Consider the following 15,984-nt stretch of genomic DNA (forward strand, 5'->3'; position numbering starts at 1 on the left):
TGTTGCCAGCGGCTTTGCCTGATGCAACCTGCTCGAAAGCCATGGCTAAAGCCAGTATACTGTTGCTTTTAGCTAATGGATAACAATGTTGTGAGTAGCAAGAGGTGATTGAATATAAGTCAGCCGCATTTTATCGCAGTTGTTTCGCCTTATGTTTGGCGGCGATGGTGGTATTTGCTAATTTGCATTTGTTACAGCCACTATTGCCGCAGCTAAGTCGCGAATTTCAACTTAGCCCATTGCAGGCCAGTTTAAGTTATACCATTGCTACCTTTGGTCTGGGTTTGTCTTTATTGGTGTATGCGTCGTTATCTGACGCCTGGGGTCGTAAAACACTGTTGCTGATAACCTTATTGGGCATGACCGTTAGCACGTTGGCGCTAACTCAGGTTGAAAGCTTTACGGCGTTGCTGTGTTGGCGGGCAATTCAAGGGGTTTGCTTGGGCGGTCTGCCGGCCATGGCGATTGCCTGGATGGGTGAAGAATACTCGCCCGCTGCGCTTGTTACGGCGGTGGGGTATTACATTAGTGCTAACTCTTTGGGTGGCATTGGTGGTCGCTTGCTGGCAGGCACCCTGGCTGATATGGGACACTGGCAATGGGTATTTTGGCCAATGGCCGGGTTAAGTGCACTAAGCTGTTATCTTATCTGGCGTTATCTGCCAGACTCAGCCCAATTTATCCCGCAGCGGTTCCGGCTGTGGCATGCCTTGCAAAATCAGGGCTTTCACTTGCGCCAGCCGTTGCTGTTATTAACCTATTTAATAGGCGGCCTTAATTTTTTAGTCTTTTTAAATCAGTATACGTTTATCAGTTTTGTGCTGGCAGCACCCCCTTATTTGTTAAGCAGTGGGGTATTAGGGCTACTGTTTATTACCTACTTTACCGGTACGGTTGGCTCAGCGTTGTCGGCTAAAATTGGCGCTAAAATGTCCTCGCCACTGGCCATGGTGCTGGGTATTATCATAATGATGCTCGGTACTCTGGTTACCTTGCACAGTCAGCTAATAATTATTGTCTGTGGTTTTTTTATCAGTGCTTTTGGCTTTTTCCTGTGTCATTCACTTGCTAGCAGCTGGGTTAATCAGCACGCCCAGCGTGCTAAAGCCAGTGCCAGTGCATTGTATCTGGTGTTTTATTATGTTGGCGCCAGTATCGGTAGTTTTTATTTTCAACCTTTCTGGCAATGGCTTGGCTGGACGGGGGTAGTGTTAGCATCGCTTGCTATGTACAGTCTAACCTTGGTGCTGGCATTATTGCTATGGCGGCGTAGCAAAAAATAGATAGACATTGATTTATCGAGGTAAGCCAGTAATAAATCACTAGAGACTTTATCGAATCGGCTTTCGATAATTAATCGCTCGGCAGAGCGGCGAGAGCAATGACCACTTTGGGCAATCCACTTTGCCTTTAATCATTATCAAAAAATATTGGCTTGTCATATTACTGCCATTAATAGCTGTAATACTAAGTCTCGTTACACCCTCCTTCCTGGATTTTCACGCTGGATAGTGATGGGAGCTTCGGCTCCCAATTTTTTAATTTTTGTTGTTATTTATTCTCTGTTGCTAGCCGGGTAGGGTAATGTTGATAAATAAGCTGCACCGTGTCGCTAATTGCCTGTTGCGGGTTAGCCATGGCTTTTTTGGTTAGGCGGCCATCAACCAGCCCTTGCCACACCAAGCGTTGCTCGCGGGCATCGATGACATCAATGGTAACGGTGCCCACTTTATAGTTGGTTTTTTCCAGTTGGTTACCAAATAGCGGTATGCCAAACATAACGCTACTGCTTCTGTTGTAATAACCATAGCCGGCGTTGATCGAAAACGGTGAACTACGCACATCGCTGCGGGTTTCAACATTGCTCATATAGTTGACCAATAACTGCGGATTTTGTTCGCTGTACTGATACCCCAGCGCGGCCATTTCGGCATTAATAGCGGTTTTAAAATGCTGATCCAATAAGCTGGTATAGGCTTCGGCTTCGGCGTTATTAATGGTGTCTGCTTTTGTTGCCTCGGTCAAAGGCGCTGCTGCTGCCGCGGTTTGCTGATCTTTTGTTTGCTCGACAGGCTCAGCTTGATAAAAACCATAGGTCTGGTACTGCTGGAAATTAACATTATGGTCAAAGTCTACTGTAGCCTGACGAGGGCTGGAACAGGCGGTAAGCCCCAGTATCAGCGCGCCAGCAAGACTGCATTGGCGAACTAAAATGTTGTTAATAATAGCCATAATTGCCTCATTAAGAGTAAGCCGGTAGCTTAAGTGTATAGTAGCTAAGACCCAAGGCTAACCAATAAGTTTGGTTAAATTAGAGTGTGATAGTGTAATAACGAGCAAACAGCTACAGTAGTTCAGTTTGCCTGAATGGCGGCTGAGGGTTTTTTGGTATTTGGCTCACCTGACATTTCAATTCGCTGCTTTTCACTAAATATTAGCGTAATTCGCTAACAGCAGCTCGTCTAAAATATTTCATTACACATTAAAGCTACTTAACCGATTGAAAATTAATAATAAAAATATAAAATCCATACTGGCATACCGTCTGCATTAGTTGATAGCACTGGTGATTGCAAATTCGAGCCTGTCGCTCACATTTTACTAAAGCGGCAAGGCATAACAAGGAACTTACACAATGAAAAAATTATCTCTGGTGGCGATGTTATTATGCTCTGCAGCGTTGCTAAGCGGCTGTAATAAGGCTAATAGCAGCAATAATAGTGACACCGCTGAAATAGTCGCTATTCCGGTGGAAGCCGCCCTGGCCCGTCGCGGTGAAATTAGTAGCAGTTATCATACTAATGCTACGTTGGCGGCCAGAGCTGAAACCGACGTTATCAGCAAAACCAGTGGCATAGTGCAGCAAGTGCTGGTGGAGGAGGGTGATTACGTTGTTGCGGGTCAGTTATTGGCTCAACTAGACAATGAGCGGCAGCGCTACATGCTGGCTAAAGAGCAAGCCGAGCTGAGCCGGTTAGACAGTGAGCTAAAACGAATGGCTGAAATGTACCAACGCAAGCTGATAAGTACTGATGTTTATGAAAAATTACGCTGGCAATATGATGCCACCAGCGCTTCGGTTGCTTTAGCTGAGTTAAATGTCAGAGAAACTGAAATTCGCGCGCCGATTGCCGGCGTGGTATCGCGCCGCTATGTCAAAACAGGTCAACTCATTAGCCAGATGGCGCCACAGTCGTTATATCATTTAGTAGCGAATGCTGAGTTGGAAGCGGTGGTGCATATCCCAGAGCAGCAACTGGCTCAGGCTAAAGCGGGGCAGGCCGCTATCCTAAATTTCGCCGGCATGTTACCGGTAAATGCTAATGTTAGCCGTATTTCACCGGTGGTTGATGCCCAGTCTGGTACTGTTCGTACCACCTTAATTATTGATAACAGCACCGGCGAATTACGGCCAGGAATGTTTGCCCAGGTAGAGCTGAAGTTTGATGTTAAATCAGCAGCGCTATTGGTGCCCAAGCGTGCCGTTATTACTACTGACAACCAGCATAGTGTTTTCGTGGTCGATACTGAAAGTAAAGTAAGCCGCAAGTCAGTAAATTTGGGTTATAGCTCGGATACTGCTGTCGAAATTTTAGCCGGTATAACCGAGGGTGAGCAAGTGGTTATTGCCGGGCAGGGGGCGTTAAAAGAGCAAAGTCTAGTCACTATTGTAACTACCCGCCAGTTTTAAGGCGTCTGCATCAACATAAAATAATAATAAAATGCTAAAAAGGAATGGATTATGAAACTGGTTGATGTAGCTGTGGCTCGTCCGGTCACAATATGGATGTTCACCTTAGGGATCTTACTCTTCGGCATGGTGTCTGTCGGCCGCTTAGCTGTTAATTTACTGCCCGATTTATCCTACCCCAGCTTAACCATCCGTACCGAATACCTCGGTGCTGCGCCGGTAGAGGTTGAGCAACTGGTCAGTAAACCGATTGAAGAAGCGCTTGGCATTGTCAAAGGTGTGCATCGGGTGCAGTCGGTTTCGCGCTCTGGCCGCTCAGATGTGGTATTGGAGTTTGACTGGGGCACCGACATGGATTTAGCCATGTTAGAAGTACGGGAAAAACTCGATGTATTAATGCTGCCGCTGGATATCGAAAAGCCATTATTGCTAAGGTTTAACCCTAATTTAGATCCGGTGGTGCGCTTAGCCTTAAGCCGTGAGGACGGTATTAAAGGCGAGCAAGATTTAGTCAGGTTACGCACCTACGCTGAAGAAGATTTACGCCGCAAACTGGAAGCCATGCCGGGTATTGCAGCGGTGCGCCCTGATGGCGGCTTAAGCCAGGAAATTCAGGTGCTGATTGACCCAAATAAACTGAGCCAGTTGCAACTTGATATTGGCTTAATCAGCAGCCGGTTAGCCCAGGAAAATATTAACTTAGCCGGCGGCCGGCTCGAAACACCGGGTTATGATTACCTGGTACGTACTATTAATCAGTTTGCCGATTTAAGCGCGATTGAAAACTTATACCTTGCTACCGTGGCAGACTCGCAAATTCGTTTAAAGGATGTCGCCACCGTGGTAGATGCCTTTGCCGATAGAAAAAGTGTTACTTATATCAATGGCGCCGAAGCCATTGAAGTGGCTATTTACAAAGAAGGTGATGCTAATACCGTTAATGTGGCTGAATCGTTGCTTGCACAATTGCCAGCTTTACAAAAAGGGCTGCCGCAAGGCTATAGCCTGACTTTGGTTTATGATCAATCTGCTTTTATAAAACAGGCGATTAGCGAAGTAAAATCTGCGGGTATTGTGGGCGGCTTGTTGGCAATGCTGGTGTTGTATTTGTTTTTACGCAATGTCTGGGCCACGGTGATTATTTCAGTGTCTATTCCGGTCTCTATTATTGCTACTTTTAATCTGATGTACGGCCAGGGTATTACCTTAAATATGATGAGCTTAGGCGGTATTGCCCTGGCAGTGGGCTTACTGGTTGATAATGCTATTGTAGTGCTGGAAAATATTGCCCGGCATAAAGAGCAGGGAAAATCGGCGCCAGAGGCGGCCAGAATTGGCACCGGCGAAGTCGCGATGGCGATTACCGCGTCTACCCTGACTACGGTAGCGGTATTTTTCCCGCTGGTGTTTGTAGAAGGTATTGCCGGTCAGCTGTTTAAAGATCAAGCTCTTACGGTAACCTTTGCCTTACTGGTGTCACTGGTAGTGGCGCTTACCCTAATTCCCACTATGGCGGCCCGTCAGCGGAGAGTGAGCGTTGCTGACGCTGAACCTGCTGCAACCAGAGTTAAAGGCAACCGCTGGTATCATAAGCTTGGCCGCGGCATTCTATGGCCATTTAGCTTGATGTTTAAAGGGTTGTATTTTCTGTTATTAGGACTATTAAGCTTGTTCACTTTGCTTTGGCGGTTAGTGAGTCGTGTATTAGGCCTGCTGTTTACGCCGTTATTGTATGTTGTCAAAGTCGGTCTTGATTGGCTTACCCAGGGTTATCGACGCTTACTAACCCGCGCGCTACAGGCTAAGGCGCTGACTATTGGCTGTACCTTGCTGCTGGCAGGTTTGTGCTACAGCTTATTACCTCAATTAGGTGCTGATGTTATTCCGGAGTTAAGTCAGGGCGAGTTTTACGTTGAAATTCAGTTGCCTATTGGCAGCGCCATTGAGCAAACAGATGCCGTATTAAAAGAGCTGGCAGCCGTGGCCTCGCCTCTGGCTGGCGTAGCACGCAGTTATGGTCAGGTGGGCACCGGGGCACAAATGACCGTTGACCCGGCCATTGGTGGTAGCCACTGGGGCCGCTTAAATATTGTGATGCAGCCTGGTAGCGATGAGCAAGCCGAGCAGCAAACAATAATGTTGTTGCGCCAGCATATTGACACTATGGCTGGGGTAAAAGCCCGGTTTGACCGGCCTGAGTTATTTAGTTTTGCCACACCGCTGGAAATTGAGTTAACCGGCTATGAGCTACCTGAGCTAAAGCAAGCTGCCGATCAATTACTGGCTAGCCTGATAGCAGAGCCACGTTTTACCGACGTTAAAACCAGTTTACGGCCAGGTCAGCCAGAGCTGACATTGCATTTTGATCATGCCAGACTGGCTCAGCTGGGCATGACGGCGCAACAAGTGGCCAAACGAGTGGCGGTTTATGTGGGGGGCGAGGTCGCAGGGCAATACTCGGTAAATGATCGAAAAATTGATATCCGGGTGCGTTTAGCCGAGCAGTTCCGGCAAAGCGAGCAACAATTAGCGGCGCTTATTATTAACCCGGACAGTGCGCAGCCTTTACCTTTATCTGCCGTTGCCGAAATTCGCCGCGAGCTCGGCCCCAGTGAAATTACCCGGGTAGCGCAGCAGCGGGTAGCTATTGTTAGTGCTAACTTAAGTTTTGGCGATTTAGAACAAGCTACCGCTAGCGCTAAGGCAATAGTGGCAGCACAAGCCTTGCCATTTGGCATAACGGCTGTGGTAGCAGGGCAAAGCGAAGAAATGCAGCGGGCATACAGTTCACTGACCATGGCATTATTACTGGCGGTGTTTTTAGTGTATCTGGTAATGGCATCGCAGTTTGAAAACCTACTGCAGCCTTTGTTAATTCTATTTACGGTACCCTTAGCAGGCGCCGGGGCAATAGTAGGCTTGTGGCTAACCGACACCCGTTTATCCGTTATTGTATTTATTGGCTTAATTATGCTGGCCGGTATTGTGGTTAATAACGCCATTGTGTTGATAGACCGCATTAACCAATTGCGTCAGAGCGGGGTGTTGCTGGCCGAGGCCATTATTGAAGGTGGTACTAGCCGGTTGCGACCGGTACTAATGACCACCTTAACCACCGTGCTTGGTTTACTGCCAATGGCGCTGGGCGGTGGCGATGGCAGCGAAATAAGGGCTCCTATGGCTATAACGGTAATTTTTGGTTTAATGCTATCTACCATGTTAACGCTGGTATTTATTCCGGTATTGTATGGTGTGGTTAGCCGCCAGCCAGTAACCGCTAATACGCAGGAGGCATTATGACTGAAAAACCACTGGCGATTACCCGCCTGGCATTAAGCCGGCCGGTAACGGTGACCATGTTGTTTATTACACTACTATTGTTTGGTGGTTTAGCCAGCAGGATGCTGCCATTGGAAATGTTTCCCGGCATTGATATTCCACAGCTTTATGTCAACGTGCCTTACAATAACGCCAGCCCGGCCGAGGTAGAGCGCTTAATTACCCGACCATTAGAAGAAGCGTTAGCGACGGTTAGCGGCATTAAACAAATGCGCAGTTTTTCTAATGAAAACAGTGGTGAAGTCTCGCTGGAATTTAATTGGAGCGAAAATATCAGCAGTAAAAGCCTCGAAGTGCGGGAGCGCATAGACACGGTGCGTCATTTGCTGCCAGCCGATGTTGAGCGGGTGCTGGTATTTCAGTTTAATACTGACGATATGCCAATATTTCAGCTACGCATTTCCTCCGAGCGTGATCTGGCAATGGCCTACGATTTGCTGGAACAACAAATAAAGCGGCCGTTAGAGCGGGTGCAGGGTGTATCAAAGGTTGAGCTATATGGCGTAGAAAAGCGCCAGGTAATCATTCGGCTGGATCCTGACAAACTAAAAGCACTTAATGTTGATGCCAACGCCTTACTGGCCCAGCTTAGAGGCAGTAACTTTGCGATTACTGCTGGTGAGTTGCGTAACGCTGAGCAAAGTATCTTAGTTAAACCGCTGGGTGAATATCGGCAATTGGCAGAAATTGAACAACTCCCGGTGCGACCCGGTTTAATGCTGCGTGATGTCGCCAGCATCGCGCTGGAACTCCCTAAGCGCGAAGATGGCCGGCATTTAAATCAAACCTATGCTGTTGGTATGAATGTGTTTAAAGAGTCAGGAGCTAACCTGGTTGAAGTTGCTAAAGCCACCATGGCCGTTGTAAAAGCGGCCGACAGTAACCCGGCCTTTAATGGCATTAACCTCTATATAATGGACGATGTCGCGGACGGCGTGACCACTTCATTAAAAGACTTACTGCAGGCCGGTGCTATAGGCGCATTGTTGTCTTTTGTGGTGCTGTACTTATTCTTGCGCCATTTAACTACCACCTTAGTCGTGGTGTTATCTGTTCCCAGTGCCATTATTATTGCACTCGGCGCCATGTACTTTATGGGTTACAGCCTGAATATTTTAAGCATGATGGGGCTAATGCTGGCTATTGGTATGCTGGTTGATAACGCGGTGGTAGTTACCGAAAGTATTTTTAGGGAGCGGGCCGCGGGTGGTGATGTGCGCGCGGCCACCGAGCGTGGTGTGCGCCGTGTAAGTTTGGCAGTATTGGCCGGTACGGCGACCACGGCAATTGTATTTTTACCTAATATTATTGGCCAGAAAATGCAGCTTACGATCTTTTTAGAGCATGTAGCCATTGCTATTTGCTTATGCTTAGCTATTTCGCTGATTATGGCCCTGACGTTAATTCCGCTATTAACCACTAAATTAAAGGTGTTACCGGCTGAAAATAGTCAGGGTAGTTGGCTCGATCGGCGCTATAAACGCAGTTTACAAGCGGTAATGAACTGGCCAAAACTGGCTACTCTGGCGGCCTTGTTAGTGCTGGCGAGTATTGCCATTCCGATGGGTTCGATGGGATCGGCTAATGAAGATAATGGTGACAACGGCCGCTTATTTTTAAATTATCATATTCAGGGTAATTACAGCCTGGATGAGGTTCGTGCTGAAGTGAGCCAGATGGAAGCTTACCTGTATAGCCGTCAGGACGAGTTGCATATTGAGTCGGTGTACAGTTATTACACTGCGGGTTATGCCATGTCGATTATTTTACTAAAAGAACAGCTACCGCTTAGCCTGGAGCTGTTAAAAGAGAAAATTCGCAGTCAATGGCCGCCGTTAGTGCGGGCCCGGCCGGTGTTTGGTTTTGGTGGTGGTGAAGGTATGCAGCTGCATTTGTTGGGTAATTCTACCGACGTATTAATGGAGTTGTCTGAAATGGTGCAGCCGTTATTAAAAGCCTTACCTAGCCTGGAAGATGTTACTTCTGATTTAAGCCGCGGTCAGCAGGAAGTGCAAATTATGCTGGATCATCAACAATTGGAACGTTACGGTGTTAGCGCTGATGAAGTAGCCAGAAATGTCTCTCTGGCGCTGCGCGGTGTTAACTTGCGCACCTTTCGAAGCCCGGAGCAGGGCGAATTAATGCTACGGCTTATTTACGATGAGAGAATTAGCCAGTCATTAGCTGAGTTAGCCCAACTGCCGGTTACCAGTGCTGATGGCGTGGCTATTACACTGGCACAATTGGCTAAGCTGCAGATTATGCCACGCTTATCGACCATTAGGCGTTTTGATCGCGCTACCGGCATTGCCATTCAGATGAACCCGGCTAAAGACAGCAGTATTGATATTGCCCGCGCCGATATTGAAAAATTAATGAAAAGCGTGGCGTTACCCGACGGCTACAGTTGGTCATTTCGTGGTAGTTTTCAGCGCCAGGATGAAGAGCAACAGGTGATGATGGTAAACATGCTTCTGGCGGTAGCGATGATTTATATTGTGATGGCAGCGTTGTTTGAATCGCTGTTATTACCCACCGCAGTTATTGGCTCGTTATTGTTTTCCCTCGTTGGCGTGTTCTGGACTTTTTTGCTCACCGGAACGGGTATGGGGGTAATGGGCATGATAGGCATGCTGGTACTAATGGGGATAGTAGTTAACAACGGCATAGTGCTGGTAGACCGGATTAATCAAGACCGGGCTTTACTGCCATTACAAGATTTGAAAACTACCATTATTGATGCCTGCGAAGCCCGCTTAAAACCCATTTTAATGACCGTTGCAACCACGGTGCTGGGCTTACTGCCACTAGCGATGGGAGGTACCCAGATAGGTGGCGGTGGCCCTAGTTATGCACCGATGGCAATTGCCATTATTGGTGGTTTGTTATTTTCTACCTTCACCAGTCTGTTGTTGGTGCCATTAACCTATTATGGATTGCTTAAACTGCGCGGCGCAACCAGCCGGTTATTTAACCGTAGCAAAGTGTTAAGCGACAAGGTGCTGCTGGCCGCAAAACCGTCGCAACAATAAATTAATATTGTTATTGGCAGGCAAACGGGATAGCATCCTGCCGTTCTTGAGGGAGTAATCTGCTACCGTGCTAAACGGTAGCGCTATGGTCAACATACTTATGCCACCTGCATATGGTCATAGCGTTCAGCGCCAGCTGAATTGATGAGACTTAAGACACAATAGTGGCCCACCGCGGGAGCCATTCTGTGTCTTATGTTATTTCCCGCCAGAGTGCAATTGATGGACGCCTTATTTTCTTCATTTACTGCGGTTGCAATCGCCGAGATTGGCGATAAAACGCAATTATTATCCTTATTTCTGGCGGCACGGTTCCGGGCCAAAGGCGCTATTATCGCTGGTATTCTGCTGGCTACCTTACTAAACCATGCTGCGTCGGCCTGGCTTGGAGTATGGCTGGCCCAGTTTATTGCGCCGGCTATAGGTCCCTGGTTACTTGGTGGCTCTTTTATCGTGGTTGGGCTCTGGTTATTAATTCCTGATAAAGATGACAGTAACGAAACCGGTGTGTTGCAATACGGTGCCTTTGCGGCCAGCTGTATTTTATTTTTTCTGGCAGAAATTGGCGATAAAACCCAGATAGCCACGGTTATTTTGGCGGCCAATTTTGATGATGCGGTTTGGCTGGTGATCTGGGGTACCACGTTGGGGATGCTTGCTGCTAATGTACCGGTCATTTATGCCGGTAGCTGGCTGTTGCAAAAAGTATCGTTAGATTGGGCTCGTCGCGTTGCTTGTGTTGTGTTTATTATACTGGGCACGGTTACTATTTTAACCGCCTAAGCTTAGGGCTTGCCGTCAGCCAGGGTTCAGCGAGGATCGGTTCTGATGGCTGCTATGCTATACACCAATATTACCGACAGCGGGTAATGGGAGAGACTTTTATGCTTAAACCACTATTGTTTAACTTTGGGATGTTGGCGTTATTATCCGGGCAGGCGCTGGCCGATACGGTGCTCACTGAGCAAAACCTTAGCCGGCTAGAGAGCGCATTACCTCAGCTGGCTAAAATTCAACAGGACGATGTTGGTTCGCTGCAACATGTCAGATTGCAGCGCCACTGCGACTGGCCAAGGCATGCCCGTGAAGTAAGAGCTCAGCAGCAAGGTAAAGATTATCTGGTTGAGGTAGATAAGATATTAGCCTCGCATCAGCTTAATGCTGCCATGTTTATGGAGCTAAGCGCAAAAGGCAGCTGGCCGGTACTGGAATCGCTACAACCAGTACTAAGTATTACCCGGCAAACGTTACCTTTTTTACCGCAGGTACAGCGCCAGCAGGCCGAACAGTTTCTGGCGCAAACCGATAATATGACCACAGTGATTGGGCCTTGCTTAAGCGATGCCGATAAAGTGGCATTGGGTCAGCAACGCCAGCGTTTAATTAATTTAGCCACTCGCTTGCCGGGCAGCATATTGCCTGCTCAGGCAGCAAACTTAACGCCATAACCGGTAGGTAAACCCTAGGAGCGGTATGACTTCAGTTACCATTCTGGTCGATGTACAAAACATCTACTACACCACCCGACAGGCGTATCAGCAAAACTTTGATTACAATGCGTTTTGGGCCGAAGTAACGGCTAATCGTAACGTTACCAAAGCTGTTGCTTATGCTATTGAGCGTGGTGATGAAAAACAGCGGCAGTTTCAGAATATTTTGCGGGCTATTGGCTTTGAGGTAAAACTTAAGCCTTTTATTCAGCGTGCCGATGGCTCAGCCAAAGGTGATTGGGATGTGGGTATTACCTTGGACGCCATAGAATATGGCCAGCACAGCGATGTGTTGGTGCTCGCTTCGGGCGATGGTGATTTTGCCATACTGGCTGAGCGTCTAATCGACAAGTATCAGACCGAGGTTGAAGTATATGGTGTGCCAAGCCTGACAGCGCAGGGCCTGGTAAACGCCGCTAGTCGGTTTGTTGCTATAGGCCCACCGTTGCTGTTGAAGTAATACCCGTTAATGGTGTTACCATAAAAAAGGCCTGCAGTTGCAGGCCTTCTCAATGTTAATGCACACCGTGCATCCGTTTTTTCAGCCAGGGGCTGATAATCAACATAAATACCCCAATGCCTATGCCAACATACAATAAGAAGTTAAACAGCTCGGTGTAGCCTGCCAGAGCAGCGCTGACGTCAACTACTTCACCTCGTGGCGTGTCAATAGCGGCCAGTTTCGCCAGTTGGGTTGCTAACAGCTCAGAGTAGGCGGTGGCGAGGAACCATGCCCCCATCATTACCCCAACAACTTTGTGCACGGCCAGCTTGGTAACCGCTGATAAGCCAACCGGTGACAAACACAGTTCGCCCATGGTGTGTAGCATATAAGCCAACACCATCCAGCCTGCGCCTACTAATCCAGCTTCGTTCGGGAATTGTGCACCTAATACCAGCGCACCGAAGCCTAAACCAGCCTGCATAATACCCAAAGCAAATTTAACCGGAGTACTGGGTTCTAAGTTGCGTTTTGCCAGAAAAACCCATAACCAAGCAAAAAACGGTGCCAGGGTAATAATAAATAACGGGTTTAAGGCGCCGTATTGGCCAGCGGTGGTTTCAAAACCAAACACGTTGCGGTCCATTACCCGGTCTGCGTATAAGGTCATCGATGAGGCTGATTGCTCGAACAACGCCCAAAACACCACCGTAGAGATAGTTAGTACGATTAACACCATCATCCGGTCACGTTCTACTTTGGTACATTGCGTTACCATAAACCAGATAATGCCAATTAATACCACTACTGACATGCCCAGTAGCGTGTTGTGTACTATGGGGTTGTATTGCACCAGCTGCCATATCACCAACAGTGCTGGTAGTGTTGCCAGATAAATGATCCATTCCCGGCTTAGACCAGCAAATATTTTTTGTTGTAATTTGGCAGGGTTAGCAGGTTCTGCTAAGCCATACAGATATTTCTGGCCAGTTAAAAACACGATTAAACCCAGTACCATACCGATACCGGCTAAACCAAAGCCGTAACCCCAACCATAGCGTTCACCGATGAAAGTAACCAATAAGGTGGCAATAAAAGAGCCGGTGTTAATACCCATGTAAAAGATGGTAAAGCCAGAGTCGCGCCGTGCATCTTCTTTGCCATAGAGCTGACCAACAATAGTAGAGATGTTCGGCTTTAAAAAGCCGACACCAGCAATGATCAGTGCCAGTGAGAAATAAAACACCTGAATGGCGCCGGTATCTTGCACTACCACGCCGTCCTGCACAAAGGCCTGAAACCCTTCATAGGCTAACCCTAAATGGCCCAGACAGAGCAAAATAGCGCCAAAGGTAACGGCTTTTCGCATGCCCAAATAACGGTCGGCTAACATGCCACCGATAACCGGCATGGCGTAGACTAAACCAGCGTAACTGCCCAGCACATCCAGGCCGCCAGCATCGCTAAACAGGTGATACTTTGTTAAATATAATAACAGTAGATATTTCATACCGTAAAACGAAAAACGTTCCCACATCTCGGTAAGAAAGCACACATAGAGTCCGACCGGATGGCCGAAAAATTGCGGCTGATTGGCAGGTGGCGCCGCAGTAATACTTGAATCAGTCATGGATTCCCCAGGTTTTTTTAGAATTATTCGCTTCACTCTTTAGGCAGAAGCTAAGCCGAGTATGCAACTGTTCGCCCATGTTGTCACCACCGCGGCTGACTCGATAAGATAAAAAGAACATATCAAACGATTTTTATGCGGTGTTACCACAATTTGCTCTGCTTTAATTACGTTAACCTTAATCTCAGGTTATGAATTTAGCGCTAGAATCTCATTTGCAACACTAAGGTGTCGGCTACCTTATCTTGTATTGCCTGCCGGTTTGGATCCCAGTAAATTTGTATAAAACCCAGCAAGCCGGTAGCAAAACCGGCGCTGTAACCGCCTTGTCTGCCAAAGGACTGCCACAGTGATAACGGTGTGTTGTTTAGCTGCACCACTTTTATACCCAACATGGCTTTACCAATAGTTTGACCATTATTCCAACTGATAAATAAGGTAAAGTAAGCCACTGCCCACCCATAACCTATACCAAGATCGGTTAAAATACCCTGCAGCCACTTCAGCACGCTGTGATCTGATTGCTGCAATGTTTGCCACCATGACACTTGTGCACTACTTTGCGTCGACACGTGAATCAATTGGTCTGTTGCTTGCTTTGCCGCGAGTTTACGATGCTGTTTAATATCACGCATCACTTTACTCAGCGCCGCTTGTTGTTCTGCTTCAGTTAATATCGACTCACTAAGCAATTCTGTAACCATTGCTTCTACATCAGCATCAGATAACATGCTGCCACGTAATTGTGTGATGATATTATCGAGTTGCTTATCGGCGCAAACCGCGTTGCAATCAGTATTAGTAAGGGCGATAGCGCTTGCAGCAACTAGTATACCGGCGGCAACTTTGTTTTCGTTATTGTCGTCTCCTTTGTCAGGTAATATCGGCAGTAGTATTAACAGCAGCGCTGCCACAGCGATAACCGTATTTCGTCGTTTTTGCTGTTGTTGAAGGTGACAACGAAATGCAAGATAGCAGGCGACAGGTAACACTAATAAAAAGCTGCCAGAGGCAAGCAGGGCAATAACTAATACATCAAGAATTATAGCCAAACCCCGGCGCCAGGGGCGTGCTAAATCTCTGCCAATTAAGGCATTAGCGACGGTAAAGTCATGCGGTGTTACTACCTGGCGCACCTGCTTATCAGTTAGCTGATTACCATTAAGGTCGATATATACCCCTGGGGATGCTTCTGTAATGCTAACATTATCGTCAAAATGGTGCAGGCTCATGCCGGTTTACTCAAACTAATGAAATTAAAATTACTGCAAACAAGCTTAACAGTCATTGCTACACTGTGCTTAAAAGAGCCTAAGGCGCAGCGTTTTAATGCCAGCCTGGCAAGAATTACTAAAAATAATAAGGAAAAGTGATGATAGCACGTAGCCTTATGGCGAAATTGCTTGAACCCTCCTCAGAGCACGATAAACGCTATCTATGGGTAGACATTTTATTAATTGTGCTGATTGGTCTGAACATTATTGCGCTGATATTACAATCAATAGAACCCATTGAGCAACTGTACTATTGGCATTTTTTCTATTTTGAATTGTTCTCTATTGCTATTTTCACTGTGGAGTATATTGCCAGAATTTGGAGCTGCGTGGATACTTTGCCATACCAACAGCAAACCGACAGCAACTTGCAAAAGCGCTTACGTTATATCCGCTCGCCATTAGCCGTTATTGATTTACTGGCTATTTTGCCGTTTTACCTTGGCTTTTTTATCCAAACCGATCTTCGTTATTTACGGGTGTTCCGTTTATTGCGGGTATTTAAACTCAGTCGCTACTCTCGTGCCATGCAATTACTGCTAAATGTGTTTAAAGAAGAACGTTACTCGTTATTTGCTGCTTTTTCGGTGCTGTTTATTATTATGCTGGTAGCCGCCTGCGCCATGTATACTTTGGAAAAAGACATTCAACCGGAAAACTTCAGTTCTATTCCACAAGCAATGTGGTGGTCGCTGGTAACGTTAACGACGGTAGGCTATGGCGATGTTACGCCGATAACGGGCTTAGGACGGTTGTTTGGCGGGTTAATCACTATTGTCGGTATTGGCATGGTAGCGCTACCAGCCGGTATTCTGGCCTCGGGTTTTTCCGAACAATTGTCTCGTCGGCGTCAGTTTTACCAGCTGGCGTTGGACCAGGCATTTCAAGATGGCAAGTTTGACGTTGCAGCCGAACCGTTGCTACAACGGCTTCGCGCTGAACTAGGCGTTAGCCACACCGAGGCAGCGATATTGCGCGAACTAATGGAAAAACGCCATCAGGCGTTGCAGTTTCATGTTAAAAAGTAGCGCATAGTGACAGTGACGTTGCTCGCAGGTTTTGTCAGTAAATGAATAACCTTGTTCG

The 15,984-nt window shown here is 47.2% G+C and carries 11 protein-coding genes; 8 read left to right on the forward strand and 3 right to left on the reverse strand.

Features of this window, described 5'->3' with window-relative positions; translation table 11 throughout:
* Positions 1–104 precede the first annotated feature (104 nt).
* Positions 105–1,283 carry an MFS transporter gene (locus tag VT06_RS13795; protein WP_046554906.1) on the forward strand — a complete coding sequence of 393 codons (1,179 nt, stop codon included), beginning with the start codon at positions 105–107 and terminating at the stop codon, positions 1,281–1,283.
* Positions 1,284–1,551: 268 nt separating this feature from the next.
* Here VT06_RS13795 and VT06_RS13800 read toward each other — a convergent pair whose 3' ends face one another.
* Complete coding sequence (locus VT06_RS13800; RefSeq protein ID WP_046554907.1) at positions 1,552–2,232, reverse strand: DUF4136 domain-containing protein; 681 nt, start codon at positions 2,230–2,232, stop codon at positions 1,552–1,554.
* A 403-nt stretch (positions 2,233–2,635) separates the two neighbouring features.
* Between VT06_RS13800 and VT06_RS13805 the strand changes: the two genes are divergently transcribed.
* The 6 genes from VT06_RS13805 to VT06_RS13830 all read left to right on the forward strand — a co-directional run bounded on the left by VT06_RS13805 (position 2,636) and on the right by VT06_RS13830 (position 12,012).
* Positions 2,636–3,691 carry an efflux RND transporter periplasmic adaptor subunit gene (locus tag VT06_RS13805; RefSeq protein WP_046554908.1) on the forward strand — a complete coding sequence of 352 codons (1,056 nt, stop codon included), beginning with the start codon at positions 2,636–2,638 and terminating at the stop codon, positions 3,689–3,691.
* 51 nt (positions 3,692–3,742) lie between these two features.
* A complete protein-coding gene (locus VT06_RS13810) occupies positions 3,743–6,991 on the forward strand; it encodes an efflux RND transporter permease subunit (RefSeq protein WP_046554909.1) in 3,249 nt (1,082 codons plus the stop codon).
* Positions 6,988–10,062, forward strand: coding sequence for an efflux RND transporter permease subunit (locus VT06_RS13815; protein WP_046554910.1), 3,075 nt, complete (start codon positions 6,988–6,990; stop codon positions 10,060–10,062). Before VT06_RS13810 ends, VT06_RS13815 begins: the two co-directional genes overlap by 4 nt.
* Positions 10,063–10,257: 195 nt before the next feature.
* The gene (locus VT06_RS13820) at positions 10,258–10,845 is read left to right on the forward strand and encodes a TMEM165/GDT1 family protein (RefSeq protein WP_235357436.1); all 588 of its coding nucleotides are present in this window, start codon (positions 10,258–10,260) and stop codon (positions 10,843–10,845) included.
* A 101-nt stretch (positions 10,846–10,946) separates the two neighbouring features.
* Entirely contained in the window at positions 10,947–11,510 is a 564-nt protein-coding gene (locus tag VT06_RS13825) for a hypothetical protein (protein WP_046554911.1), read from the forward strand.
* Between the two features lie 25 nt (positions 11,511–11,535).
* Positions 11,536–12,012 (forward strand): NYN domain-containing protein, encoded by a 477-nt coding sequence (locus VT06_RS13830; RefSeq protein ID WP_046554912.1) that lies wholly within the window; start codon positions 11,536–11,538, stop codon positions 12,010–12,012.
* Between the two features lie 55 nt (positions 12,013–12,067).
* On the opposite strand, the gene VT06_RS13835 is transcribed toward VT06_RS13830, so the two are convergent.
* Entirely contained in the window at positions 12,068–13,624 is a 1,557-nt protein-coding gene (locus VT06_RS13835) for a peptide MFS transporter (RefSeq protein ID WP_046554913.1), read from the reverse strand.
* Positions 13,625–13,827: 203 nt separating this feature from the next.
* On the reverse strand, positions 13,828–14,856 hold the full coding sequence (locus VT06_RS13840; RefSeq protein WP_046554914.1) for an RDD family protein: 1,029 nt from the start codon (positions 14,854–14,856) through the stop codon (positions 13,828–13,830).
* 140 nt (positions 14,857–14,996) lie between these two features.
* Between VT06_RS13840 and VT06_RS13845 the strand changes: the two genes are divergently transcribed.
* Entirely contained in the window at positions 14,997–15,926 is a 930-nt protein-coding gene (locus tag VT06_RS13845) for an ion transporter (RefSeq protein WP_052750282.1), read from the forward strand.
* The last annotated feature ends 58 nt before the right edge of the window (positions 15,927–15,984 follow it).

It is taken from the genome of Arsukibacterium sp. MJ3 (assembly GCF_000987765.1).
In the GTDB taxonomy this organism is placed as follows: Bacteria; Pseudomonadota; Gammaproteobacteria; order Enterobacterales; family Alteromonadaceae; genus Alishewanella.